This is a genomic window from Micromonospora sp. M61 (assembly GCF_018070245.1).
Lineage (GTDB): Bacteria > Actinomycetota > Actinomycetes > Mycobacteriales > Micromonosporaceae > Micromonospora > Micromonospora zamorensis.
This window is the reverse complement of sequence record NZ_JAGPYA010000012.1, coordinates 111,291-133,986: the sequence shown is the minus strand read 5'-3', so window position 1 is coordinate 133,986 and position 22,696 is coordinate 111,291. Positions and strand designations below refer to the sequence as shown.

Below are 22,696 nucleotides of genomic sequence, written 5' to 3'. Positions count from 1 at the left end.
ACATCCCACGAATGGATCTTGCCCCGGAAATGCGTCGCCACCTGCGTCACATGGTTGATCGCCGCGTTCCGCAACGCGCTACCCGACATCCCCTGCGCCCAGCCCGGCTGCTGCTGATACCACAACAACGCATGACCCCGCACGCTCATCCCGTTGGCCTGCGCATGACTGACCAACCGATCACCACCGCCATAGTTGAACTGACCCTGCTGCGGCTCGGTGGCGTCCCACTTCATCTCGTTCTCGGCCACGACACTGTTGAACTCACGGTTCAGGATGGTCGTGTACGCACTGGTGGAGAGCTTGCCCGTCGCGACGGCCGCACCGAAATAGCGGCCCTTCTCCGCCGCCGCGGCCTTCAAGGTCGTGCCAGCGGCGGCTGCGGGATTCAGCGCCACGGTCATACCGGTGATGAGGGCGACGGCGAGGGTCGCCGCCGCCAGCATCTTTCTCATGGGCTTCATGTCGTTCCTTTTCAGTGGTTGCATCGGTGGTGGTGATGTGCCACTTCACTCGGGACAGATGGCCGAGCCGGCCATCCTGGCCACCAGGCGTCGGCGCGCCCGGTCCGAGAGGACTGCCGGCACCTGCCGGGTCCCGAGGTGACGTCCGCATGCCCTGGGGACGTCGCGATCGGAGGTACGACCCGTGCGGCTCGCCCGGTGAGCCACCACAACGATCGGCCTCTATATCGAGAGTGAGCGATAACATGTCGTTCGTCAAGACGTAACGAGCCGTTCACGCCCATCTCCCGGAACGCCGCGTTTCGCCCGGTACCAACGGGCCCGCAGCAGCCGTGCTCAGCAGCCACGCGACCAGGCGGACGAGCCGCAGCGCCGCGCCGCCGGGGTGCTGCCGTACGGCGACGCTGTTATCGCTCACAGTCGTCAGCCGAAGACGACCGTCGACTTCTCGCGGTTACGGGCAACCGGTGGCCGGGCCGCCCGGGGCCGGCTGCGCCGGGCCCGCGTCGACCCGCAGTCCGGCGAGGATGTCGGCAGTGGTGTGCGCCTCGATGCCGGGCTGGGCGGCATCGGTGAAACGGGCGACGACCGCCCGTACGTGTCGTTCGGCGGGTGCGGCGAGGCCGTCGTAGACGGCCGCGAACAACTCGCGGGCCGGCCGCCTGAGCCATCCGTCCGGAAGGAGTTCCACGGGCAGTTGCGGGTCGAGAACGGGAAAACGGCGGAAGGTGTCCATGATCTCGGTACGGGCCCGCACAGCGGCGGCTCCGTCGACCGCCCCGGACGCCACCGGGGGCAACAGTGGCGTCCAGCGCCGGAGGAACTCCTCGTAGCTGCGACTGATCGCCTCGACGTCCCAGGCCTCGATCGGGGCACGGTGACCGGTCGAGTCGAGCGCGACCTGCCGTCCGCGAAACACCGTGACAGCACCGTGGGTGAGCTGGTCGAGCTGGGCCCGAGCGGGAGCGGTCAGTTCGCGGGGCGAGATCCACAACCCGTCGTACAACGGCGCGTATCCGAGCCAGCGGAGCTGGGCGCGCAGGGCCCGTCGCTGCGTGCTCAGGCCCTGGGGCAGCGAGAAGGCGACGACCGTCCAGCACCCGTCCCACAGTGCCGCGGCCGTGGTGGAGGTGATGATCCAGTGGCCGCCGGCGGAGAGGTTGGCGGCGGCCGCCCGGCTGAGCCGGTAGGAACTGCGCCGCCCCAGCCGACTGCCCTCCAGGACGCCACGACGGGCCAGCCGGCTGATCGCGGTACGCGCCCCGGCCGTGGTCACGCCGGTCTCGGCGAGCAGCTCCACGATGGCGGCGGACGGGAGGGCAGCCCTGGTCCGCAGCGTGTAGTCCGCCAGCAGGGTCACCGCGACGCCCTGGGGTGAGTTGCCCACCTGCCGCCGGGGCAGTCGGAGTGGCTGGTCTCCGTCGTCCGGATATATCTCGTCGATGTCGAACGGGCTTGCCACAGGCGCTCCGTGCTCCTCAGGGACGGTGTGACGACTGTAGACGGACCGCCGCCGAGCCGGGCTGCGGTAGCCGCCCTCGATAGAGAAGCTTCGATTGACACTTGTGGGTCCTCGGGGGACACTAATTGCCACACGATGCCGTCCGGAGCCGGGCAGGGCGAGTCACAGACAGCGGGCATCGCGCGATCACCCGCGGGAGCCGGGCGTCCCCGCCAGCGGACCGCGCAGCCAGTCCCAGCCTGCACAGGCAACCGAAGGAGTCGTTCGTTGAGAACCAGAAGGAAACTGCTGCTCGCCCTCGCCATGACACTGGTGGCTGCCGGCCTGGTGGTCCCCGCGATCCGACCCGCGTACGCGGCGTCGCTGACCGAGGTGACCAGCTTCGGCGACAACCCGGGCCGGATGCGCATGCACGTCTACGTGCCGGACAACCGCCCGGCCAGGCCGGCCACCGTGGTGGCCATGCACGGCTGCGGCGGGTCGGGCCCCGGCTTCTACTCCGGCAGCGAGTTCGCCAGCCTCGCCGACCGGTACGGGTTCATCGTGATCTACCCGTCCGCGACCCAGCAGGCCGGCTTCGGCAACTGCTTCGACGTCTGGTCGGACGCTGCCAAGCGCCGCGGCGGTGGCAGCGACCCGGTGTCGATCGTCTCGATGGTCCGGCACGTCCAACAGCAGTACGCCGCCGACCCGGACCGCGTCTACGCCACCGGCAGCTCGTCCGGCGGCATGATGACCAACCACATGCTCGCCCTCTATCCCGACCTGTTCAAGGCCGGCGCGGCGTTCATGGGGGTGCCGTACAACTGCTTCGCCAACGCGGCGGACTTCCCACCCACCAGCAGTCAGTGCACCGGCGGTGCCATGAACCGGACCCCGCAGCAGTGGGGTGACGCGGTGCGCCAGGCGTACCCCGGCTATTCCGGCCCCCGCCCGCGCGTGCAGCTGTGGCACGGCACCAACGACACCCTCGTGCCGTACTCGTTGTTGACCGAGACGATCGAGCAGTGGACCAACGTGTTCGGGCTGAGCCAGACACCGACCTCCACCGACACTCCCCAGGCCAACTGGAACCGGCGGAGGTACGCCGACACCAGCGGCACCGTCCAGGTCGAGGCGTACAGCATCCAGGGCGCCGGGCACAGCCTGCCCTCCGGCGGCATGGCCGCGTCCGCCATCCAGTTCTTCGGCCTGACCGACCCGACGACGCCGCCCCCGACGACCCCGCCCCCGACGACGCCGCCGCCGACCACGCCGCCTCCGACCACGCCGCCGCCGGCTCCCGGCGCCTGCGGTGTGACAGTCGCCATAAACGCCTGGAACACCGGCCTGACCGAGAACATCACCGTCACCAACACCGCCACCACCGCCGTCAACGGCTGGTCCCTGGTCTTCACCCTGCCCTCCGGGCAGACCATCACCTCAGGTTGGAACGCCTCCTACTCCCCGAGCTCCGGGCAGGTGACTGCCAAGAACGTCGCCTACAACGCCGGCATCCCCGCCAACGGGTCGGTGACGATCGGCTTCCAGGCCACGCACTCTGGTAACACCGCCAAGCCCAGCGCGGTCACCCTCAACGGCGCATCCTGCGCGGTCTCCTGACACCAGCCGACGCCCGACGAGGCCGTGCGCCGGTCACCACTCAGGTGGTGACCGGCGCACGGGTCGTTCCGGCATGGTCAGCGGTAACCGGCGGTCACCACGCTGGCCTGCACGGCATTCTCGGTGGCGTCGGACGGATAGCCGGCGACCATGGCCCCCTCGTAGAAGGTGCCGGCGCTCAGGTTCGCGCCGCCGTCGGGCTTGCAGCAGTCACCGCCACTGCCCAGGATGATCGCGCCCTGCTTCTTCATCGGGCTGTATCCCGGCGGGAGCGAGCCGTCCCAGAGCGTGTAGAGGCTGCCGGACTGGGCGTTGCTGCCCTTGATGGCAAAGCGGCTCACGCCGTTGTTCTTGAGTGTCGCGGTCACGAACTTGCTGGTGAAGGCGCGCTGGTTCGGGTTCCAGGAGCTACTTCCGCCGGGGAACAGACCCCACTCCAGGTCGGCCTGCACCCAGGGGCCACTGCCCGAGCAGCCGCCGAACCAGCACTGCGTACCGAAGTTGATGGCGTCCATCGCCCCGGCGGCGTCGGCCTTCCTCGTCGTCTCGCTGTTGCCGTAGTCGAAACAGCAGCCGCTGTTGACGTGCGTGCCGCTGGTCACCATGTACATGCCCTCGGGAGCCGCGCCGGTCGGCACCCCGGTCAGGTGGCCGTCGCGCCAGTAGCTGTTGCCGGGGTTGATGTAGAGCGAGTACGCCTTGGCGCCGCCCACCGTCAGGGACTCCGACGTCGCGGTCGCCGGCCTGCTCTGCGGTGACCCCGGAACCACGCTCGACCCCTGGTACCAGAGGTCGTTGCCGCGCCCGGACTGGTCGAAGACGACAGTGATCACGCAGGTCGTGCCGGAGCAGAACGAGTCCTGCGTCGCCGCGTTGGCGGTGCCACCCGTACCCGTGAGCCCGATGTTGCGGGTCGTGTTGTCCGACGAACGCCGGACCTGGTAGAGGTTGCCGGCGTACGCCTCGTAGAGCGCCCGCGTCGTGCTGTGCGCCGCGATGCACGGGGTGCCGCCGGAGGCGTAGATGTCGCACGGGCGTGAACCGGTCGGCGGGTTGGTCGGAGGCGGGGTCGTCGGCGAGGCCCACTGCTGGTTGGTGCCGCCGTTGCAGGACCAGAGGATGATCTTCGTGCCGTTCGCGGTGGCGGCGCCGTTGGCGTCGAGGCACAGCCCGGACTGCACGCCGGTGACGGTGCCGTTGCTGTTGACGTTCCACTGCTGGTTGTTCTGGCCGTTGCAGTCCCAGATGATCGCCTGGGTGCCGTTGGTGGTGCCTCGGCCGGAGGCGTCCAGGCACTTGTTGCCGTACACCTGGAGTTGTCTGGTCGACGTCCAGGTCCAGGTCTGGCCGGCAGCGCCGTTGCAGTCCCACAGTTGCGTCTGGGTGCCGTTGGTGGTGCTGGAGTTGGGCACTTCGAGGCAGCGGCCGGACGCCGTACCGATGATCGGGGTGCTCTGCCCCGGCTCGATGGCTGCCGCCAGCGGTGCCGCAGCGGCTGCCTCGGCGGTCGGCGAGGGGGCGCCGGGGGTGGCGCCGATGCCGACGAGAACGCCAACCAGCGCGCCGGCCAGGGCGGTCAGGCGTCGGGCGCGATGGCGCCTCGGGATGAGTTCGGGGGCTTTTCCTGGCCCACCGGGGGACGGGGTTCGCACGAGGTTGCTCCTCGGAGTCGTGAGGGCGCGGGGGATTGTCGACGCGCCAGGGCGGTGGTCGCGGCGGCGGTGATGGCGAATCGATTCGCAGCGAATCGTATGACCTTTGTTGAATTCATGTCAATAAATGTGTGTCTCTGGTGAGGCGCTGGCCGGTGGGCGGACAGCCAGCGCCTCACCTCCCCCGAGACGCCTACCGGCCCAGGACCCGCCACGTCTGGTTCAGCGGGTTGCCCTGGCCGGCTCCGATGCAGGTCCACTGGTGGACCGGTGCCCGCGCCGCCGTGGAAACCGTGCTGACGTCGACGCACTTGCCGCTGTGCCGGGCGACGAGTTGGTAGTCGTGCGAGTCGTTGCCCGAGTAGGTCACCTTGCGCAGGGTGAACTGCTGGTTGGTGCCGTTCAGGCAGGTCCACTGATGCACGGCCGCGCCGTCGGCGGTGGACACGCCACTGACGTCGAGGCACTTGCCGCTCTGCTGGTTGACCACCGTGTAGGTGTTGGCCACCCCGGCGACCGGGCGGAAGTTCCAGAGCTGCTGATCACCGCCATCGCAGTAGAACTGCTGCTGGACCGTGCCGTCGGCGGTGCTCAGGTTGGGGTTGTCCAGGCACTGCTGCGAGTGCTGGGCCACCGCCACCGACTGGAAGCCGCCGTCCGACGGCGGCAGCAGGGTGACCGTGTAGGTGTCGGTCTGGTTGGCGTACGGCAGTGTCACTGTGACGTTGTTGTTGGAGACGCCGACCACGCTGTTCGAGACGGTGACCGGTCCCTGCACGGCGCCGCCGCCGTTGTGGGGAATGCGCTGGGTGAGGACCCGGACCTGGTTGTTCTGCACGATGCCGCTGGTGGTGTCCAGGCGTTGCAGGTTGACTGTCAGGTTCCCGGTGGTACGACCACCACCGACCAGCACCTTCGCCGCGCCGGTCGCCCTGGTGGCGTACGCGTCGTAGGACTGGCTGGGGGTCACCGCGACGATCTGCCCGGCCTGGGAGGCGTAGTAGCGGTAGGCCCACCACTCGCCCCTGGGCTGGTGCTGACCGGCCGAGTTGCGGATCAGCAGGTTGCCGAGGTCGTTGTGCAGGCTGCCGCCGCTGGCCCAGTTCGCCCGGAGGCCGTCCGCCCGGGCCCGCTCCAGGCGCGCGATGTACCAGGCGCCGTCGGCCGGGTTCTGCTCGTCGGGGGCGCCGTACTCGTTGATCTGGTACGGCCGCGGGTGGGCGATGCCGCGCGGGTCGAGGGTGGCGTTGGCGGCGGCGACGTTGGCGACCGGGTCTCCCGGCAGCGAGTGCCAGCTGATGATGTCCGGCACCGTGTTGGTCGAGCGGACGAAGTCCAGGTACTGGTTCCAGAAGGTGTGCGTCGTCGACGGCACGCAGGCGCAGCTCGGCCCGACGATGAGCTGGCTGGGGAACTCCGCTCGGATGCGCTGGTAGGTGCGGCGCCACAGTTCGAGGTACTGCGAGATCGGACGGTTCCAGAAGATGGTGATGTTGGGTTCGTTCCAGATGTCCCACTGCACGGACAGCCCGGACGCCCGGACGTCGCTGATGAGTCGGGTCAGGAAGTTGTCGTAGTCGGTCCAGTTGCCGTTGTCGCCGGGGAAGCGGGAGATGCCGGCACCGTCGGCGCCCCACAGGTCGTGCGGCAGGATGATGAACTTCCCACCGAGGGCCGTGGTCCGACGGGCCTGGGCGACTGTGGAGTTCCACCGCCGGTCGTAGGTGCCACCGACCCAGCCGCTGCCGGGAAGCTGCGCGCCACCGGCGCGCATGTACTGGAACTTGACGTCTCGGTAGAAGTGGTCGGCCGGGCCGCTGGCGTTCTCGGTCATGCCGTAGATCCAGCCGGACGCACGGTAGGTCGGCGTGCCGTTGGTCGTGGAGAAGTCGACGCTGATCGACTCATTCGCCGCCTGGGCCGGGGACGGGACGACGGTTACGGCGGCAGCGGCGGCGAGCAGGCCGACCACGAGTCGGGCGACGAGCGCACGGGCTCGGTCTGACCTGCCGCGGGACGGGGTTTTCACGGGCGGCTCCTTGGTGGGGCGCGGGGGACGCTCTCCGGAGGCAGCACTTGCGAATCGATTCGCACGGATCGTAGGACCGGGGACTGATCTGTGTCAATGAAGTGAAGACCCGATGAAGCTGGCGTTTCCGCCCAGGTCCTCGATGGGCTGGCCGATCCCTTGACCCGCAGGTGTGGACAGACCTATCTTCGGGCGAACCGATTCGGCGAATCGGTTCGCCTCATGGTCGGACTGGGTCCGGCCCGCGACGGTCACCCGCACACCCCACCTGACGATCGACTTGAAGTGAGGCAACACATGACAGGACTCAGTCGTCGGCGGCGCCTGGCCGCCGTTGTCGTGATGGCGCTCGCCGCAGCGGCGGGCAGCGCCTGCTCGTCGTCCACCGACGACCCCGCCGAAGGCGGCGCCTACGTCGTCTGGGACCCGTACCCGCAGTTCGCCGACGACTCCGACTGGGTCACGCTGCTCAAGAAGTGCGGCACCTCCGCCGGGGCGACGGTCGAGCGGACCGGCTACGACACCACCGACCTGACCAACAAGGCGCTGCTCGCCGCCCAGCAGGGCAACTCGCCGGACGTGCTGATCGTGGACAACCCGGTGATCTCGACACTGGCCGAGGCCGGCGCCCTCACCACCACCGACGACAACAAGCTGGACGTCTCGGCCATGGAGAAGAACCTGCTCGGCGCCGGCCAGAGCGAGGGCCGGACGTACGGAGTGCCGATCGGGGCAAACACCCTTGCCCTCTACTACAACAAGGATCTGCTGACCGCCGCCGGCGTCGACCCGGCCACGATCAAGGACTGGACGTCCCTGACCGCGGCGCTGACCACGGTCAAGGCCAAGGGAAAGAAGGGCATCACGTTCTCGGCCATCGGCACCGAGGAGGGCAGCTTCCAGTTCCTGCCCTGGTTCTGGGGATCGGGAGCCCAACTAACCACTCTGGACTCGCCGCAGGCGGTGTCCGCGCTGACGCTCTGGACGGACTGGCTCAAGCAGGGCCACGCCCCCAACTCCGTCATCAACAACACCCAGACCACGAGTTGGCAGGAGTTCGCCACCGGCGACTACGCGTTCGCCGAGAACGGCACCTGGCAGCTGGCCAACGCGGAGAAGCTCGGTTTCTCGTACGGCACCATCGCGATCCCGGCCAGCGCGGGTGGCCCGGCCCCCGCGCCCACCGGCGGTGAGTTCGTCTCCATCCCGGTGCAGAAGAACACCGGTCGGTACGACACGTCGCAGAAGCTCGTCGCCTGCCTGACCAACGCCGACAACCTCCTCACCACCGACACCACGCTCTCCTACGTCGCGCCCGTCGCCGCCGTCCAGGATCGACAGGCCACCGCGGACCCCAAGCTCAAGGTGTGGGTCGAGGCGGTCCGAGCGGCCAAGGGCCGCACCGGCGACAACCTCGGCACGAAGTATCCGAAGATCTCCGAATCGCTGTGGACCGCGGTGCAGGCGGCGCTCAGCGGCGGGAAGTCGCCGCGCGAGGCGCTGTCCGCCGCGCAGGCCGCCGCCACGACCAGGTAAGCACGCCGAACCGACACCATGCCCCCGATGACACAGAGCTCCACCACCGCACGAGACCAGGGTGGGGCGGCGAAGGCCGCCCCACCCGGGCCTCCCCCGTCCCGTGCCCGCCGGCCCAGCCGATGGCCGGCATGGGGCTTCCTGGCACCCGTCACCATCTACCTGTTGGCCTTCTACGCCTACCCGCTCTACCGCAACGTCGAGCTGAGCCTGCGCGAGTACACCGTCCGCTCGTTCGTGCAGGGCGGCGCGCCCTTCGCCGGCCTGGACAACTACCGGGCCGTGCTGACCGACCCGGCCTTCGGGCCGACGCTGACGCACACACTGGTCTTCACCGCCGCGTCGCTCGCCTTCCAGTTCACCATCGGCATGGCCCTGGCCCTCTTCTTCCACCAGCACTTCCCGCTGTCGCCCACGCTGCGGGCGCTGATCCTCGTACCGTGGCTGCTGCCACTGATCGTGTCGGCGTCGACCTGGTCGTGGCTGCTCAACAGCGACTCGGGGCTGGTCAACGCCGCGCTCGGTGTCGTCGGCATCGACCCGGTCAACTGGCTCACCTCGCCGGGCTGGTCGCTCACCTCGGTGATCATCGCGAACATCTGGATCGGCATCCCGTTCAACCTGGTGGTGCTCTACAGCGGCCTACAGGCGATCCCCACCGAGATGTACGAGGCGTCGGCGCTGGACGGCGCGACGGGATGGCAGCGGTTCTGGTCGATCACCTTCCCGTTGCTGCGCCCCGTCTCCGCGATCACGCTGTTGCTGGGGTTGATCTACACACTGAAGGTCTTCGACATCGTCTGGATCATGACCAGAGGCGGGCCGACCGGCTCCTCGGCCACGCTCGCGACCTGGTCGTACCGCCTCGGCTTCGGCAACCTCCTGCCCGAGTTCGGTCCGGGCGCGGCCGTCGGCAACCTGCTCATCGTGATGGCCCTGATCGCCGGGCTCGTCTACATCCGGATCGAGCGAAGGCAGCACCTACGATGACCACATCAACGCCTCGGGCCTGGTGGAAGACCGGTGTCGGTCTGGTGCTGACCGGGCTGATGCTCTTCCCCGTCTACTGGATGATCAACGTGTCGTTCACCCGGGACCGGGACATGCGGGCCAGTCCCCCGCACCTGATCCCGACCAACGGCACGTTGGACGGCTACCGGGCGGTGCTCGACCAGCAACTGCCGTACCTCGGGACCAGCTTCCTGGTCGGCCTCGGCACTGTGGTGCTGACCGTGGCGCTGGCCGCTCCCGCCGGGTACGCGCTGGCGAAGCTCCGACCGCCCGGCGGCCCGGCGCTGAGCTTCGTGCTGCTGATCGCGCAGATGATCCCGGGGATCATCATGGCGATGGGCTTCTACGCCATCTATCTCACCCTCGGCATCCTCAACACGCTGCCCGGCCTGATCCTGGCCGACACCACGCTCGCGGTGCCGTTCGGCGTACTGATCTTCACGGCCTTCATGTCCGGAATTCCCGACGAGCTGCTCCAGGCGGCCGTGGTCGACGGCGCTGGCCGGCTGCGGACCTTCTGGTCGGTCGTGCTGCCGGTGAGCCGCAACTCGATCGTCACGGTGTCGCTGTTCGCGTTCCTGTGGTCCTGGTCGGACTTCATCTTCGCCTCGACCCTCGCCGGCGGCGGCGACCACCAGCCGATCACCCTCGGCATCTACCACTACATCGGCAACAACAACCAGCAGTGGAACGCCATCATGGCCACCGCCGTCGTCGCCTCCATCCCGGCCGCCGCGCTGCTGATCCTGGCCCAGCGGTACGTCTCGATGGGCGTGACCGCCGGCGCCGTCAAGGACTGACCACCCACGCGGTCGAGGACTCACCACCCGCACCACAGAAAGGCACCCGCCACCCATGACCGTCGCCCCGTCCGGTCCGGAGTTCGCAATCCAGGACATCCCGTTCAGCTACCGCGGTTCCTGGTTCAACATCTCCCCGGTGGTAGCCGAGAAGACGTACGCCGAGGACCTGCACCTGGTCTCCCACCAGACCGGGATGCATCCGGTGCTGCGCCTGTCCCCCACGGTCGCCGGCGCCACTGTCGTCGCCACACCCGCGCTGCTGACCTGGCGTGACGGCACCGGTCGGATCGAGGCCGTCTACGACGGACCGGACACCCTGCGAATCCGGGGCCGAGGGCTCGGTCTGCGGGTGGCCGCCGCCGCGCGCACCCTCACACCGTTCAGCGGCACCTACCTGTACCTGGACCCGCTCGACGGGTCACACGTGTTCACCTCGTACGAGACGGGTCGCCGCTACCGGGTCACGGTGCTCTCGGGCACTCTCGCGCGGACCGACGGCGCGGAGGCGCTCGGCACCGCCGACCGCTCACTGGACCTGCCGGGCGACCAGCCCTGGGAGATCGCGGTCGAGGAGTACGCCACCGCCCGCCGCCCGTACGCCGGATCGGTCACCTTCAAGCAGTTGTGCCGGGACCGCATCGCGGAGTTCACCGCGTTCGTCGACGCGATCGCGCCGTGGCGCGGCGCGGAGACCCCTGCCGCCGAACTGGCCGCGTACGTGCTGTGGTCGGCCACCGTCGCCCCGGCGGGCTTCGTCACCCGACCGGCGGTCCTGATGTCCAAGCACTGGATGGACAAGGTGTGGAGCTGGGACCACTGCTTCAACGCGATCGCCCTGGCCGGCGGTGAGCCGGAGCTGGCCTGGCACCAGTTCCATCTGCCCTTCGACCACCAGGACGAAGCCGGTGCGTTGCCAGACTCGGTCACCCACTCCGAGGTCCTGCACAACTACGTCAAGCCCCCCATCCACGGCTGGGCCCTGCGACACCTGCGCCGACGACTTCCCCAGCCACCGGATCGGGCGGCGCTGGCGCAGACGTACGACCGGCTTGGCCGCTGGACCCGGTTCTGGCTCGACGCCCGTCGAGCCCCCGGCCAGGACCTGCCCCACTACCAGCACGGCAATGACAGCGGCTGGGACAACGCGACCACCTTCGACGCCGACCGGGTCCTCCAGACGGCCGACCTCGCCGCGTTCCTGGTCTCGCAGCTCCGCTGCCTCGCGGACCTCGCCACCGAGCTGGGCGAGCCGGCCGAGCCGTGGTCCCGGGAGGCCGACCGGATCTGCGCGGCCCTGCTGCGGGAACTGTGGGACGGCGAACGCTTCACCGCCCGCAGCCCCCGCACCGGACGACGGAGGGCCAGCCGCAGCCTGCTCGACCTGATGCCCATCGCGCTCGGGGCCGACCTGCCGGCACCGGTCGCGGCAGCGCTGGCGCGGGGCGTCGAAACCCACCTGACCACCCACGGGCTGGCCACCGAACCGGCGGATTCGGCTCACTACGTCGCCGACGGCTACTGGCGCGGGCCGATCTGGGCGCCCTCCACGGTTCTGATCGAGGACGGTCTGCGGCGGGCCGGCCAGAGCCGGATGGCCGACGACATCAGTCGACGATTCCTCGCCCTGTGTGAGAAGTCCGGGTTCGCGGAGAACTTCGACGCCGAGACCGGGGCCGGGCTGCGCGACCGCGCCTACACCTGGACCGCCAGCAGCTATCTCATCCTCGCCGCCGCGCAGGAGCAACGGCGGGCAGCGGGAGGCTAGGGCCGGCTCAGCGGGCCCGGGCCGGGCCGGTGCTGGAGCGCAACGAGATGGGCGGGCTGTACAGACGGTGTCGTGGCACGGCCCCGCGCTCGGCGATGTTCTCCAGAAGCAGCGACACCGCCTCGGCGCCCATCTCGACCATCGGCACGTCGGCAGCGGTCAACGGTGGGCGGAAATCCTCCGCCCAGTGCTGGGCCGCGACGCCGGTGACGGAGAAGTCGCCGGGCACGGACAACCCGGCGCCGGTCAACGCGCGCTGCATTCCGGGCAGCGCTGCCTCGTTGATGGTGGCCACCGCCGTGACGTCCGGGTGCGTCACGAGCAGCTGCTCGACGCACGCCTCGCCGGAGGCCGTGTCGTCGCCGCAGCAGACCTCCACACCGGTCAGGCCTCGCTCCTCGGCAGCCGCCCGGAACCCGGCCAGCGCCCGATGGCTGGGGCCGTAACCCGCGGCGACCAGCTCGGCGGAGCGGTTCACGAGGGCCACCTGCCGGTGCCCCAGATCGGCCAGGTGGTGCACGCACCGGGCGATCAACCCGGCGTAGTCGATGTCGATCCAGCTCATGCCGTGTGGTTCGGCCGTCCGCCCGATCGTGACGAACGGCAGGCCGGCCTTCGTCAGCCGAGTCACCCGCTCGTCCTCCAGGCGGATCTCCATGAGCACCACGCCGTCGACCCGACGCCCGGTGACGATCCGCTCGAACGACCGGTCGTGGTCGCCACCGGACGGCGACAGCAGCACATCGAGGTCGTGGCGAGCGGCCGCCTCGACGACGCTGGCGACGAAGCCCAACTGCATGTCGGTCAACCGTTGGCTCGCCGGAGGGATCACCAGCCCGAGGGTGCGGGTGCGGCCCTCCTTCAACGCGCGGGCGCTGGCGTTCGGCCGATAGTCCAGCTCGTCGATGACCGCCTGGATCCGTTGCCGGGTCGCCTCCGACACCGTCCGTTTTCCGCTCAGCACGTAGGACACGGTGCTGCGGGAAACCCCGGCCCGGCGAGCGATCTCCCCGATGTTCATAGACCGCCCTCGAATCGAATCTTGCCCCGACACGGGACGCACCAGGCTGCGCTGACGAGCATATCCACCCGACGCTCGACAACCGGGGGCCCCGGCTCGCGACCTGGCGCTATCGGATGGACAACCATTAATGTCATAGGTATTACGTGTGATGAAGAATCGTCGTCACGCCGCATCCCACCGCACACCGGAGAGGATCCGATGAACGTGAAGAAAAAGCTGGGTCGCCTCATTGCCACCGCGGGGACCGTGTTGGTTCTCGTCGCCGGCGCTGGCGCCTACGTCGCCTCGGACGCGCCGAGCGCTCGGGCCGCAGTCTCGGGCCCGTGCGACATCTACGCCACCGGCGGCACCCCGTGCGTTGCCGCGCACAGCACCACCCGGGCGCTGTACGGCGCGTACAACGGCCCGCTCTACCAGGTCCGACGCTCGTCGGACAGCACCGCGCGGGACATCGGCCTGCTGAGCGCGGGCGGATACGCGAATGCCGCGACCCAGGACTCGTTCTGCGCCAACACCAGCTGCGTCATCACCGTCATCTACGACCAGTCCGGTCGCAACAACCGTCTCACCCAGGCGCCGCCCGGCGGCTTCACCGGCCCCGCCCCCGGTGGATGGGACAATCTGGCCGACGCGAAGGCCGCGCCGGTCACCGTCGGCGGCCAGAAGGCCTACGGCGTCTACATCGCGCCCGGCACCGGTTACCGCAACAACAACACCAACGGCGTCGCGACCGGCGACCAGCCCGAGGGGATCTACGCGGTCGTCGACGGCACGCACTACAACCAGTGGTGCTGCTTCGACTACGGCAACGCCCAGACGAACAACCTTGCCGACGAGCGCGCCATCATGGAGACCGTCTACTTCGGTGCCAACAAGCAGTGGGGCTACGGCGCGGGCAGCGGCCCCTGGGTCATGGCCGACCTGGAGTGGGGGCTGTTCTCCGGGGTGAACGCGGGCTACAACAACATCGCGTCCATCAACCACCGCTTCGTCACGGCCATGGTCAAGGGCGAGCCGAACCACTGGGCGATCCGGGGCGGCAACGCGCAGTCGGGCAGCCTGACCACCTACTTCGACGGGCCCCGCCCCAACGGCTACCACCCGATGAAGAAGGAGGGTGCCATCCTCCTCGGCATCGGCGGCGACAACAGCATCACCGGCCGAGGCACCTTCTTCGAGGGCGTGCTGACCTCGGGCTACCCGTCGGCGACCACCGAGAACGCCGTGCAGGCCAACATCAACGCCGCTGCCTACGCACCGGCCGGCGGCGGCAACCCGCAACAGAACGTCCAGGTCGTGGGCGGCCAGTCCGGCCGCTGCATCGACGTACCGAACGGCAGCACCACCAACGGCACCCAGACCCAACTGTGGGACTGCACCGGCGGCGCGCCGCAACGTTGGACCTACACCGCCGCCAGGCAACTCCAGGTGTACGGCAACAAGTGCCTCGACGCCTCCGGCCAGGGCACCACCAACGGCACCCAGGCGATCATCTGGGACTGCCACGGGGGCACCAACCAACAGTGGAACCTCAATGCCAACGGCACCATCACCGGCGCCCAGTCCGGGCTCTGCCTCGACGCCAACGGCGCCGCCACCGCGAACGGCACCAGACTCATCCTCTGGGCCTGCAACGGCGGCAGCAATCAGCAGTGGTCCACCCGTAGCTGACCACGTGCACCATCAGGTCGGTCGTGCCTCAGCGGGTGCTGCCTGACGTCGGTGCCGCGCCGCGCGCCTGGCTGGCCCCGCCTGAGCGCTTGAGCATGTACGCCCCACCGGCAACGAAGACGACGCCGAGTACGATCCCGACGAGATTGCCCTGGGCCAGACTGGAGAAGACCGCCAGAATGCCGATGATGACTGCCACTCCGCCAAGAAATCGCATGAAGTAGCCGCCGACAGACTTGACCCGTTCATTCGTCATGGTCTTTCTGTGCCCGGCGTGCCGGTCCGACAAACGGGCGCGGGCAGCCAACGCCGAGGGCGGACCCACCCACTCCGGTGGGCCGTATAGTGCCCGGGTGGACAGGGACAAGGTCCGGCAGGCATACGCGTCCGTCTCGAAGCTGTACATCGGGCTGTTCGGCAGCCGCGAGCAGGTGAATCCGGCCGACCTCTCGTTCATCGGCCGGCATCTGGGGACTCGGGCGGGCAGGGTGCTCGATCTGGGGTGCGGCCCCGGCCATCTCACCGGTTACCTGCGTTCGCTGGGCGTCGACGCGGCGGGGATCGACCTGGTGCCCGAGTTCCTCGCCCACGCGCGGGCCGCCCACCCGGACGTCGAGTTCCAGCTCGGGTCGCTGGAGCACCTCGACGTCGCCAGCGGCTCCCTCGACGGCATCCTCGCGTGGTACTCGACGATCCATCTGCCGCCGCAGGAGCTGGACGGCGTCCTCAACGAGTTCCGGCGAGCGATCGCCCCGGCCGGGACGGTGGTGCTGGGCGTGTTCGTCGCCGACGAGGTCGGCGCCTTCGACCACAAGGTCGTGACCGCCTACCGCTGGCCCCTGGACGAGATCTCCGAGCGACTCAGCCGGGCCGGCTTCAAGGAGGTCGAGCGCCTGGAGCGACCGAGAGAAGGCGACCAGCGACCGCATGCCGCCATCGCGGCGATCGCGGTGTGAAGGTCGAGCTCTTCGTGCTCAGCCGTGCGAGGACGGGGAGGCCCCTGCGTCACGCCATCTCATTGAGGTGCCGCAGCAGGCGATGCGGCGGAGCTGTGGTGCGCCGGCCTGACGCAGAACTCGTTGCCGTCCGGGTCTGCCAGCACGACTGCGCCGTCCTGAGCGACATCGAGTCGGGTGGCGCCTAGCGAGACCAGCTCGTCGACCGTCGCCTGCTGGTCGCCAGCGGCCGGGACCAGCTCGAAGCGCTGCCGGTTCGGCTCGGTTCTCGGGGCCACCGGCGAGCCCGCCCATGCGATCTTGGTGCCGCCGCGTGGTGACTGGATCGCGGTCTCCTCGTCCTGGTCCCACACCAGCGGCCAGCCCAGCACGTTGCTCCAGAACAGGCCGACGTCCCGGGTGCCGTCGCAGGTGAGCTCACCGAGGAAGCCGCATCCGGCGAGGTAGGCGTTGCCCGGCTCGATCACGCAGAACGCGTAGCCCGCAGGGTCGACCAGGACGACGTGCCTCTCCTCGGGTCGTTGCCCAACGTCGAGGTGGCGGCCACCCAGCTTCAACGCCGTCGCCACCGTGTGCTGCTGATCGTCGAGATCAGCGCTGGTCAGGTGCAGGTGCATGCGGTTCGCGCCGAGCTGACCAGCGCGGCCCGGAACGAACCGAAGAGCAAGCTGGGCGTCCTCGCCCGGCAGGAGCGCACCGAGGGCGTCCTCGAAGACCTCCCGGCCGAGCAGAGCGGACCAGAACTGGGCCGCACGGGCCGGGTCGTCCGCCTCGACGGTCACTGCCAGCAGTCGCGAACGCATCACCAGACCCTAGACACCGCCCCGGCAGGGCGACAAAGGGATTGACGTCCTGGTGCGCGTACCGGAGGAGGGCTTGCTCTCCGCCGCGCAGCACCGCGCCGCGACACCGCACACGGCGGGCAGGCGGCAGTTTGTGACTGCCGGCCACCGGCCGCGACGACGACCCGCCCCTCACGTCAGTTGGTGATCACCGGCCAGGCGTAGGCGAGCAGGGCGCACGCCGCACCCAGAAGCGCGAGTGAGACGCCCCGGGTGGGCAGGGGCAGGGCGGCGAGCACGATGAGAATGACGGCGACGATGTAAAGAAATGCCTGAATCGACATGGGGCTCTCCTCGATCATGGGGATTGATGGCGGCTGACTGTAACCCCCGGAAGGCCACCGCGCTCAGTCGTATCATTTCGGCCGTGACTTCTGCGCTCGGGAACCTCTCCGCCCAGCAGCGGGCGTTGGTGGACCGGTGGCTGCCGAACGCGACAGTCGAGAGAGACCACAGTTGGGGCCTGACGACGACCACCGTCGTCGAGATGACCCACGCCGGGTCACGATTCATTGTCAAAGCCGCCGGCCCTGACGACCACCACATCCAACGAGAACTCCATGCCCACCTCAACTGGTTGCACCCCTGGACCAGCCGGGGACGCGCGCCTGCCCTGGTGCACGGCAGCGCGGACGCGAAGGTCCTCGTCACCCGGTACCTGCCCGGTGAGCTGGTGCTGGGCGGCACGCACGCCGACGACCCCGCCGTGTATCGGCAGGCGGGCGAGTTGCTGGCCCTGCTGCACGCGCAGAGTGTCGTCGTGGACGACGACTACGAGAGGCGCGAGAACGAGAAGTCACTGGCGTGGCTCCGCCAACCACACGGGATCGCCGCGGCCACCGCGGAGCGCCTACGAGCCGAGATCGGGACCTGGGCGACACCACCCGCGACCCTGGTGCCCACCCATGGGGACTGGCAGCCCCGAAACTGGATCGTCCACCGCGACGTCGTGGGCATCATCGACTTCGGCCGTGCGGCAATGCGTCCCGGGTCCACGGATTTCGCCCGGCTCGCCGTCCAGGACTTCAACCGCAACCCGAACCTCGAAACGGCGTTCCTCGACGGGTACGGGCCCGATCCGCGCGATGCGGGTGCGTGGCACCGCGACCGGGTCCGCGCGGCGATAGGCACTGCCGTCTGGGCCCACCGGGTGGGCGACGAACCATTCGAAGCGCAGGGCCATCGAATGATCGCGGAAGCGCTCTCGTCCTCCTGGGCATGACGACAACCCGTGCTGTCCCTGCCGTACCGGCGATGATCGGGCAGCATGGTCGTCATGAGTTCGGTTGTCATGCTCCGGCGCTACCCGCTCAAGAGCGCTCAAGGCGAGGCACTCACGGCGGTCGAGGTCGAGCCGACCGGTCTGCGCGGCGATCGGACGTGGGCCTGCATCGATCGCCTGGACGGGACGGTGGGCAGCGCCAAACATCCACGACGATGGGGTCGCCTGTGCGGTGTCGCCGCCACGACACACGTCGACGGCGCGGAGACGACGGTGACGCTGGACGTCGACGGCACCTCGCTGCGAGCCGGCAGCGCTGCGGCAGATGCCGCGCTGAGCAGGCACCTGGGCCGCCCGGTGCGGCTGAGCCGGGAGCTGCCGCCTGACGCGCGGCTGCACCGGACGTTGCCCGACGAGGTCGGCATGGTGCCGGACTGGATGAGCGGCACCCGGCCCGGCCAGGAAACCATCACGACGATCGCGGGCACCGAACGAGTCGGCCGGTTCGTCGATTTCGGCGCCGTCCACATCGTGACCACCGGTGCGCTGGATCTGCTGGGCCAGCGCATCGGAGGCGCCAGTGTGGCCGCGGCGCGCTTTCGACCGAACCTGGTCATCGACGCACCCGGTGACCCGGAACCGGGGCAGGAACTACGTCTGGGCGACGTCGTGCTCCGGGTTACCCTGCCCACCCCGAGGTGCGTCATTCCCGGCCTGCCCCAGGCCGACCTGCCGGCGGACCGCTCGGTGCTGAGCGCCCTGGCTCGGCACTACCGCGTCCCGGTCGCCGGGCTCGGGCACGCGGCCTGCTTCGGGACGTACGCCGATGTCGTCCAACCAGGCCGGCTCCGCCTGGGGCAGCGCGTCCGCTAGGACCCCGTTCGATCCGTGGACGGCCGGTGGCCTCCGTGGGACGCGAGCAGCGCCTCCGCCACGATCTCAGCGTCGGCCTCTGCGACGTCGGCCGGATACTCCGGCAGCAGGTCGTCCCAGACGGGCAGCCACGACCCGAAAAACTGTGCCTGCCCTTCGGGCCGGGCGAAGAACCAGATGTGCAGGTGGGCGCCACCATCGCCGATGCGATACAGGTGAGCCCGCGAGATGTGCGGCAGCGCCTGCATGTGGCGAACGATGCGGGTGCCCAACAGCCCCAGTTCGGCGGCCATCTCGTCCGGCAGGTCCGCCATGTCGTAGTGGTCACGCGGATGCAGCATGAGTACGAGCGGGACGCCCACGCCCGAGATCCGGACCAGTCGCCAGTGGTCGTTCCACCAGATGCCCTTGTCCCGGTCGCGGCACGCGTCACAGTCCGACGGGTCCTCACCGTGGCGCGGGGGCTCCGGGAGCACCGGCGGGCGCAGGGGCGTTACGCGCAACCCGTCCGGCTCGAAGGGACTGATCTCCCAGCCCGTCATCCGTGCCAACGGAAGCCGACGCTCGCTGTCCGCGGCGGCGATTGCGTGGTCGTAGAACTCGTCCGGTCGCAAAGCCATGCGGCGAAGACTAGCCCGGGAGGAATCCGCGTGATCGACAGGCTCTCGGGACGGTCACGACACGCCGCCCGGCGTCGTCACGCCGGACGGTCGTGGGCTTCCGCCAAGGACCTGATGTGCGCTGCCCGCTGCCTCAGCAGGCGTCGCAGATACGGCGCGACCAGCACCCGGGCGGCCACCGCTCCCAGCGGCCCCCAGGGTGCGCTCATCGTCACGCGGTCGGTCATCCGCGTCCCACCGCCGTCCAGGCCCTGGAAGTGGTGCTCATGACGGAAGGCGCTGAAAGGACCCCGTGTCTGCTCGTCAACGAAGCGGTGGGGCCGTTCATAGACGGTGATCCGGCTGGTCATGCACCAGGGCAGACCCAGATGGCGGGCGCGGAAGGTGACCTCATCCCCGAGCGTGAGGAGACGACGTCCGGTGCTGGTGGTGGCCGTCTCCTGGCTGCCACGCAGGGACGCGGCGTGCACGTCCACATCGAGTTCCAGGTCGAACACCACGTCCGGGGCAGCGTCGATGACGGACACGATCTCGATCAGCGCCGGCACGTCGGCAGCTTAGCAACGTGGTGAGCGTTTCCCCCGGCCGCTCGTGACGCCCGGTCGGCGGCACGAGCGCACACCTGGCGCAAACCGGCCTTAAGGATCGGAACCGTCTGCGACGATGTGAACGCCAGGGGTGTGGATCGGCAGTGCGTGGAATTTCCGCGAGGGACGTGCAGATAAAGGCAGCGGGTTACCAGAACTTCGCTGCCGTGATGACGGCAGGACCAAGGTTCTGCTGCACTCCGACGGTCGACACTGGAAAGCACTCGCTTCTCAGGACGTGCTGTTCGGCGTGCCCCACTGCCGTCCGCCGCCGCGGTCGTCGAACCGGGCGCTGCAAGGGTTCATGGCCTACTCCGCAGCCGGCGTTGGTGACGACGGGCGGCGACGAGCCCGGCCAGCGGTGAGGAGCAGCGATGACCCACAGTGAAGAGCACCGCCCGAAGATCGTCGTCGGACTGGTGGCGACCCCGCCGGATCACCCGGCCCGGGTGGCCGCGCGGCTCACCGCCGAGCTCGCCGGCGGACTTGCCGATCGGGTGGACGCGGACGTGCGGTGGACTGTCCGGGAAGGCTGGGGCGAGGTGGCACCGCGACGCGACGGCGGCGTTGAGGCGCTGCTCGACGATCTTGCTCGGCGGCGCGCCGAAGACCAGTGGGACGTCGCAATCTGCCTGACCGACCTGCCGCTGCATGTCGAGCGGGTGCCGCTGGTCGCGCAGACCTCCGCTCGGCGGCGAGTCGCGGTGGTGTCCCTGCCTGCGCTGGGACTGAACCAGCTACGAGCGGCCCGCACGGCCGTTCCGGATCTGGTGAGCCGGCTGCTGAGCGATGCTTCGGACCAGCGGGTGCCGCAGGCCGGCTGGGCACCGGCCGAGATGGCGAGCAGGGTTCCCGCCATCCACCGGATGGTCGGCGAGGCCGACGCCGGGGAACGAAGCTACGTCGCCTCGCGGTTCGTCGGCCGGGTGCGGCTGTTGACCGGCATGGTCCGAGCCAACCGCCCGGGGCGAGCCCTGCTGGGCCTGTCCAAGCTGCTGGTCGGCGCGTTCGGCACGGCCGCGTTCGCGCTCACCACGGACACCATCTGGCAGATGGGCGATGCCCTCGGAGGGCTCCGGCTGGCCGTGATCATGCTTCTCGGGCTGTCGGCGTTGGTGACCTGGCTGATCGTCGCGCACAACCTGTGGGAGAAACCGGACCGGGAGACACCGGCTGAGCTGTCACGGCTGTTCAACCTGGGTACGATCCTCACCCTCGCTCTGGCCACAGGGCTGTCGTACGTGGTGCTGTTCGCTGGAACGGTGCTCGTCGGGGCGCTGCTGATCGACACATCGGTGCTGGAACAGGTCTTGCAGCGGCCAGTCAACGTCACCGACTATCTGACGCTCGCCTGGATTACCAGCTCGCTGGCCACCGTCGGCGGCGCGATCGGCTCCGGGCTGGAGAACGAGGAAACAGTCCGGGCTGCCGCTTACGGCTACCACCCCGAACCCGATGGCTGGCGGGACGAGAAAGTCGGGCAGCCCGGCAGCAGGAGGTGAGTGGGATGCCCCGAGTCTCTACCTGACCAGCTATGGACCGGGCGGTGCGAGGGAGAGAGGTGGCGGTGGTCGTACCGGTCAGCCTCGCCGCCATTTGCTCGACCTGGCTCCCGCCGGAACGGCCGTTGGCCCTACAACATCTCCAGGGGTTGCGGACCGACCGGCGGCGGAAACGCCGTGTCGAGTGCCGCCACGTCCTCCTCGGTCAGCTGCACGTCGCGCGCCTCCGCGTTCTGCCGCGTGTGTTCTGGCTTGGACGATCGAGGGATGGCCGCGACCATCTCCTCCCGCAGCAGCCAGGCCAGCGCGACCTGAGCGGGCGTGGCCCCGTGCCGGGCGGCTACCTCCGCGACCTGCGGGTGGCCGAGCAGCCGCCCCTGCTCGATCGGCGAGTACGCCGTCACCGGGATGCGGTGCTCGCGGAGCCACGGTAGAAGGTCGTACTCGGGACCGCGACGGGTGAGGTTGTACAGGATCTGATTGGTCGCGCAGGAGCTTCCGCCCGCTTCAAGGAGGTCCGTCATATCCGAAAGATCGAAGTTGCTCACACCCCACTGCCCGATGTCGCCGGCGTCGACAAGCTCGGCGAACGCCTCGATCGTCTCCGCGAGTGGATGCGTGCCGCGCCAGTGCAGCAGGTAGAGGTCGATGTGGTCGACGCCGAGTCGTTGCAGGCTGCGGCGGCAGGCTTGCACGGTTCCCCGTCGGCTGGCGTTGGACGGCAGCACCTTGTCGACCAGAAAGGCATCGGCGCGCCGTCCGACGATCGCCTCGCCGACGAGTTCCTCGGAAGCGCCGTCACCGTACATCTCCGCAGTGTCGATCATGGTCATGCCCAGATCTAGCCCGGTGCGCAGGGCGGCCAGTTCGTCCTGGCGCCTTGCACGGTGCTCGCCGAGGTACCAGGTGCCCTGGCCGAGCACGGGCATGGTCTGGCCGGACGGCAACTCGATCGAGTCGGCAGCAAGGTTCATGTCGGCCTTCCGGGTGCCAGTGGGTTGTCTTCGGTACCCGCTGCGACAGCCAGCACACGCGCGTAGCGCGTGCCTTCTTCGCACAGCCACTGGTCGTGCGG

At 69.3% G+C, this 22,696-nt stretch carries 21 protein-coding genes; 10 read left to right on the top strand and 11 right to left on the bottom strand.

From position 1 onward, the window contains the following. Together KBX34_RS09790 and KBX34_RS09785 are read right to left on the bottom strand one after the other, a co-directional pair. Positions 1-404, bottom strand: a 404-nt coding sequence (locus KBX34_RS09790) for an endo-1,4-beta-xylanase (protein ID WP_374223673.1), incomplete at its 3' end; no start/stop codon positions are given. A 514-nt stretch (positions 405-918) separates the two neighbouring features. Next, on the bottom strand, positions 919-1,926 hold the full coding sequence (locus KBX34_RS09785; RefSeq protein ID WP_210793405.1) for a PaaX family transcriptional regulator C-terminal domain-containing protein: 1,008 nt from the start codon (positions 1,924-1,926) through the stop codon (positions 919-921). Between the two features lie 267 nt (positions 1,927-2,193). Here KBX34_RS09785 and KBX34_RS09780 point away from each other — a divergent pair, with 267 nt between their 5' ends. Continuing rightward, on the top strand, positions 2,194-3,528 hold the full coding sequence (locus tag KBX34_RS09780) for a PHB depolymerase family esterase (RefSeq protein ID WP_210924560.1): 1,335 nt from the start codon (positions 2,194-2,196) through the stop codon (positions 3,526-3,528). A gap of 77 nt (positions 3,529-3,605) precedes the next feature. On the opposite strand, the gene KBX34_RS09775 is transcribed toward KBX34_RS09780, so the two are convergent. Both KBX34_RS09775 and KBX34_RS09770 read right to left on the bottom strand, forming a co-directional pair. After that, on the bottom strand, positions 3,606-5,180 hold the full coding sequence (locus KBX34_RS09775) for an arabinofuranosidase catalytic domain-containing protein (protein ID WP_210924557.1): 1,575 nt from the start codon (positions 5,178-5,180) through the stop codon (positions 3,606-3,608). A gap of 193 nt (positions 5,181-5,373) precedes the next feature. Beyond that, positions 5,374-7,209 (bottom strand): RICIN domain-containing protein, encoded by a 1,836-nt coding sequence (locus KBX34_RS09770; RefSeq protein ID WP_210924554.1) that lies wholly within the window; start codon positions 7,207-7,209, stop codon positions 5,374-5,376. 297 nt (positions 7,210-7,506) lie between these two features. On the opposite strand from KBX34_RS09770, the gene KBX34_RS09765 reads away from it, so the two are divergent. From KBX34_RS09765 to KBX34_RS09750, 4 genes are read left to right on the top strand one after another with little or no spacing between them, the layout of a single operon-like run. After that, positions 7,507-8,745 carry an extracellular solute-binding protein gene (locus KBX34_RS09765; RefSeq protein ID WP_210924552.1) on the top strand — a complete coding sequence of 413 codons (1,239 nt, stop codon included), beginning with the start codon at positions 7,507-7,509 and terminating at the stop codon, positions 8,743-8,745. Between the two features lie 27 nt (positions 8,746-8,772). After that, positions 8,773-9,735: a carbohydrate ABC transporter permease gene (locus tag KBX34_RS09760; protein ID WP_247671640.1), complete on the top strand. Its 963-nt coding sequence runs from the start codon at positions 8,773-8,775 to the stop codon at positions 9,733-9,735. Beyond that, a complete protein-coding gene (locus KBX34_RS09755) occupies positions 9,732-10,556 on the top strand; it encodes a carbohydrate ABC transporter permease (RefSeq protein ID WP_141908547.1) in 825 nt (274 codons plus the stop codon). Before KBX34_RS09760 ends, KBX34_RS09755 begins: the two co-directional genes overlap by 4 nt. A 55-nt stretch (positions 10,557-10,611) precedes the next feature. Next, positions 10,612-12,324 (top strand): amylo-alpha-1,6-glucosidase, encoded by a 1,713-nt coding sequence (locus tag KBX34_RS09750; protein ID WP_210924550.1) that lies wholly within the window; start codon positions 10,612-10,614, stop codon positions 12,322-12,324. A gap of 7 nt (positions 12,325-12,331) precedes the next feature. Here KBX34_RS09750 and KBX34_RS09745 read toward each other — a convergent pair whose 3' ends face one another. After that, positions 12,332-13,345, bottom strand: a complete 1,014-nt coding sequence (locus KBX34_RS09745; RefSeq protein ID WP_210924548.1) for a LacI family DNA-binding transcriptional regulator — start codon at positions 13,343-13,345, stop codon at positions 12,332-12,334. A gap of 201 nt (positions 13,346-13,546) precedes the next feature. Here KBX34_RS09745 and KBX34_RS09740 point away from each other — a divergent pair, with 201 nt between their 5' ends. Next, positions 13,547-15,019 (top strand): arabinofuranosidase catalytic domain-containing protein, encoded by a 1,473-nt coding sequence (locus KBX34_RS09740; protein WP_210924546.1) that lies wholly within the window; start codon positions 13,547-13,549, stop codon positions 15,017-15,019. Between the two features lie 28 nt (positions 15,020-15,047). Here KBX34_RS09740 and KBX34_RS09735 read toward each other — a convergent pair whose 3' ends face one another. Further along, on the bottom strand, positions 15,048-15,275 hold the full coding sequence (locus tag KBX34_RS09735) for a hypothetical protein (RefSeq protein WP_157743913.1): 228 nt from the start codon (positions 15,273-15,275) through the stop codon (positions 15,048-15,050). Between the two features lie 97 nt (positions 15,276-15,372). On the opposite strand from KBX34_RS09735, the gene KBX34_RS09730 reads away from it, so the two are divergent. Next, positions 15,373-15,975, top strand: a complete 603-nt coding sequence (locus KBX34_RS09730; protein ID WP_210924544.1) for a bifunctional 2-polyprenyl-6-hydroxyphenol methylase/3-demethylubiquinol 3-O-methyltransferase UbiG — start codon at positions 15,373-15,375, stop codon at positions 15,973-15,975. 59 nt (positions 15,976-16,034) lie between these two features. Here KBX34_RS09730 and KBX34_RS09725 read toward each other — a convergent pair whose 3' ends face one another. Next, positions 16,035-16,778 carry a VOC family protein gene (locus KBX34_RS09725; RefSeq protein ID WP_210924542.1) on the bottom strand — a complete coding sequence of 248 codons (744 nt, stop codon included), beginning with the start codon at positions 16,776-16,778 and terminating at the stop codon, positions 16,035-16,037. A gap of 176 nt (positions 16,779-16,954) precedes the next feature. Further along, a complete protein-coding gene (locus KBX34_RS09720) occupies positions 16,955-17,101 on the bottom strand; it encodes a hypothetical protein (protein ID WP_172861983.1) in 147 nt (48 codons plus the stop codon). Positions 17,102-17,184: 83 nt separating this feature from the next. Between KBX34_RS09720 and KBX34_RS09715 the strand changes: the two genes are divergently transcribed. After that, entirely contained in the window at positions 17,185-18,039 is an 855-nt protein-coding gene (locus KBX34_RS09715; protein WP_210924540.1) for a phosphotransferase, read from the top strand. Positions 18,040-18,093: 54 nt separating this feature from the next. After that, positions 18,094-18,912, top strand: coding sequence for an MOSC domain-containing protein (locus KBX34_RS09710; RefSeq protein WP_210924538.1), 819 nt, complete (start codon positions 18,094-18,096; stop codon positions 18,910-18,912). Here the strand turns inward: KBX34_RS09710 and KBX34_RS09705 are convergent. Both KBX34_RS09705 and KBX34_RS09700 read right to left on the bottom strand, forming a co-directional pair. Beyond that, positions 18,909-19,532, bottom strand: coding sequence for a hypothetical protein (locus KBX34_RS09705; RefSeq protein ID WP_210924536.1), 624 nt, complete (start codon positions 19,530-19,532; stop codon positions 18,909-18,911). The genes KBX34_RS09710 and KBX34_RS09705 overlap by 4 nt on opposite strands. 77 nt (positions 19,533-19,609) lie before the next feature. Further along, a complete protein-coding gene (locus KBX34_RS09700) occupies positions 19,610-20,080 on the bottom strand; it encodes an SRPBCC family protein (protein ID WP_307871364.1) in 471 nt (156 codons plus the stop codon). Positions 20,081-20,493: 413 nt separating this feature from the next. Between KBX34_RS09700 and KBX34_RS09695 the strand changes: the two genes are divergently transcribed. Then, on the top strand, positions 20,494-21,621 hold the full coding sequence (locus KBX34_RS09695) for a hypothetical protein (RefSeq protein WP_210924535.1): 1,128 nt from the start codon (positions 20,494-20,496) through the stop codon (positions 21,619-21,621). Between the two features lie 131 nt (positions 21,622-21,752). On the opposite strand, the gene KBX34_RS09690 is transcribed toward KBX34_RS09695, so the two are convergent. Continuing rightward, positions 21,753-22,550: an aldo/keto reductase gene (locus KBX34_RS09690; RefSeq protein ID WP_247671639.1), complete on the bottom strand. Its 798-nt coding sequence runs from the start codon at positions 22,548-22,550 to the stop codon at positions 21,753-21,755. Between the last annotated feature and the right edge of the window lie 146 nt (positions 22,551-22,696).

What these genes read in the sequence shown, in the direction of transcription:
- KBX34_RS09735 (WP_157743913.1), bottom strand. Translation starts at nt 15,275, where the DNA reads ATGACGAATGAACGGGTCAAGTCTGTCGGCGGCTACTTCATGCGATTT.
- KBX34_RS09725 (WP_210924542.1), bottom strand. Translation starts at nt 16,778, where the DNA reads ATGCGTTCGCGACTGCTGGCAGTGACCGTCGAGGCGGACGACCCGGCC.
- KBX34_RS09745 (WP_210924548.1), bottom strand. Translation starts at nt 13,345, where the DNA reads ATGAACATCGGGGAGATCGCTCGCCGGGCCGGGGTTTCCCGCAGCACC.
- KBX34_RS09755 (WP_141908547.1), top strand. Translation starts at nt 9,732, where the DNA reads ATGACCACATCAACGCCTCGGGCCTGGTGGAAGACCGGTGTCGGTCTG.
- KBX34_RS09695 (WP_210924535.1), top strand. Translation starts at nt 20,494, where the DNA reads ATGACCCACAGTGAAGAGCACCGCCCGAAGATCGTCGTCGGACTGGTG.
- KBX34_RS09710 (WP_210924538.1), top strand. Translation starts at nt 18,094, where the DNA reads ATGAGTTCGGTTGTCATGCTCCGGCGCTACCCGCTCAAGAGCGCTCAA.
- KBX34_RS09720 (WP_172861983.1), bottom strand. Translation starts at nt 17,101, where the DNA reads ATGTCGATTCAGGCATTTCTTTACATCGTCGCCGTCATTCTCATCGTG.
- KBX34_RS09690 (WP_247671639.1), bottom strand. Translation starts at nt 22,550, where the DNA reads ATGCCCGTGCTCGGCCAGGGCACCTGGTACCTCGGCGAGCACCGTGCA.
- KBX34_RS09740 (WP_210924546.1), top strand. Translation starts at nt 13,547, where the DNA reads ATGAACGTGAAGAAAAAGCTGGGTCGCCTCATTGCCACCGCGGGGACC.
- KBX34_RS09705 (WP_210924536.1), bottom strand. Translation starts at nt 19,532, where the DNA reads ATGGCTTTGCGACCGGACGAGTTCTACGACCACGCAATCGCCGCCGCG.
- KBX34_RS09750 (WP_210924550.1), top strand. Translation starts at nt 10,612, where the DNA reads ATGACCGTCGCCCCGTCCGGTCCGGAGTTCGCAATCCAGGACATCCCG.
- KBX34_RS09760 (WP_247671640.1), top strand. Translation starts at nt 8,773, where the DNA reads ATGACACAGAGCTCCACCACCGCACGAGACCAGGGTGGGGCGGCGAAG.
- KBX34_RS09765 (WP_210924552.1), top strand. Translation starts at nt 7,507, where the DNA reads ATGACAGGACTCAGTCGTCGGCGGCGCCTGGCCGCCGTTGTCGTGATG.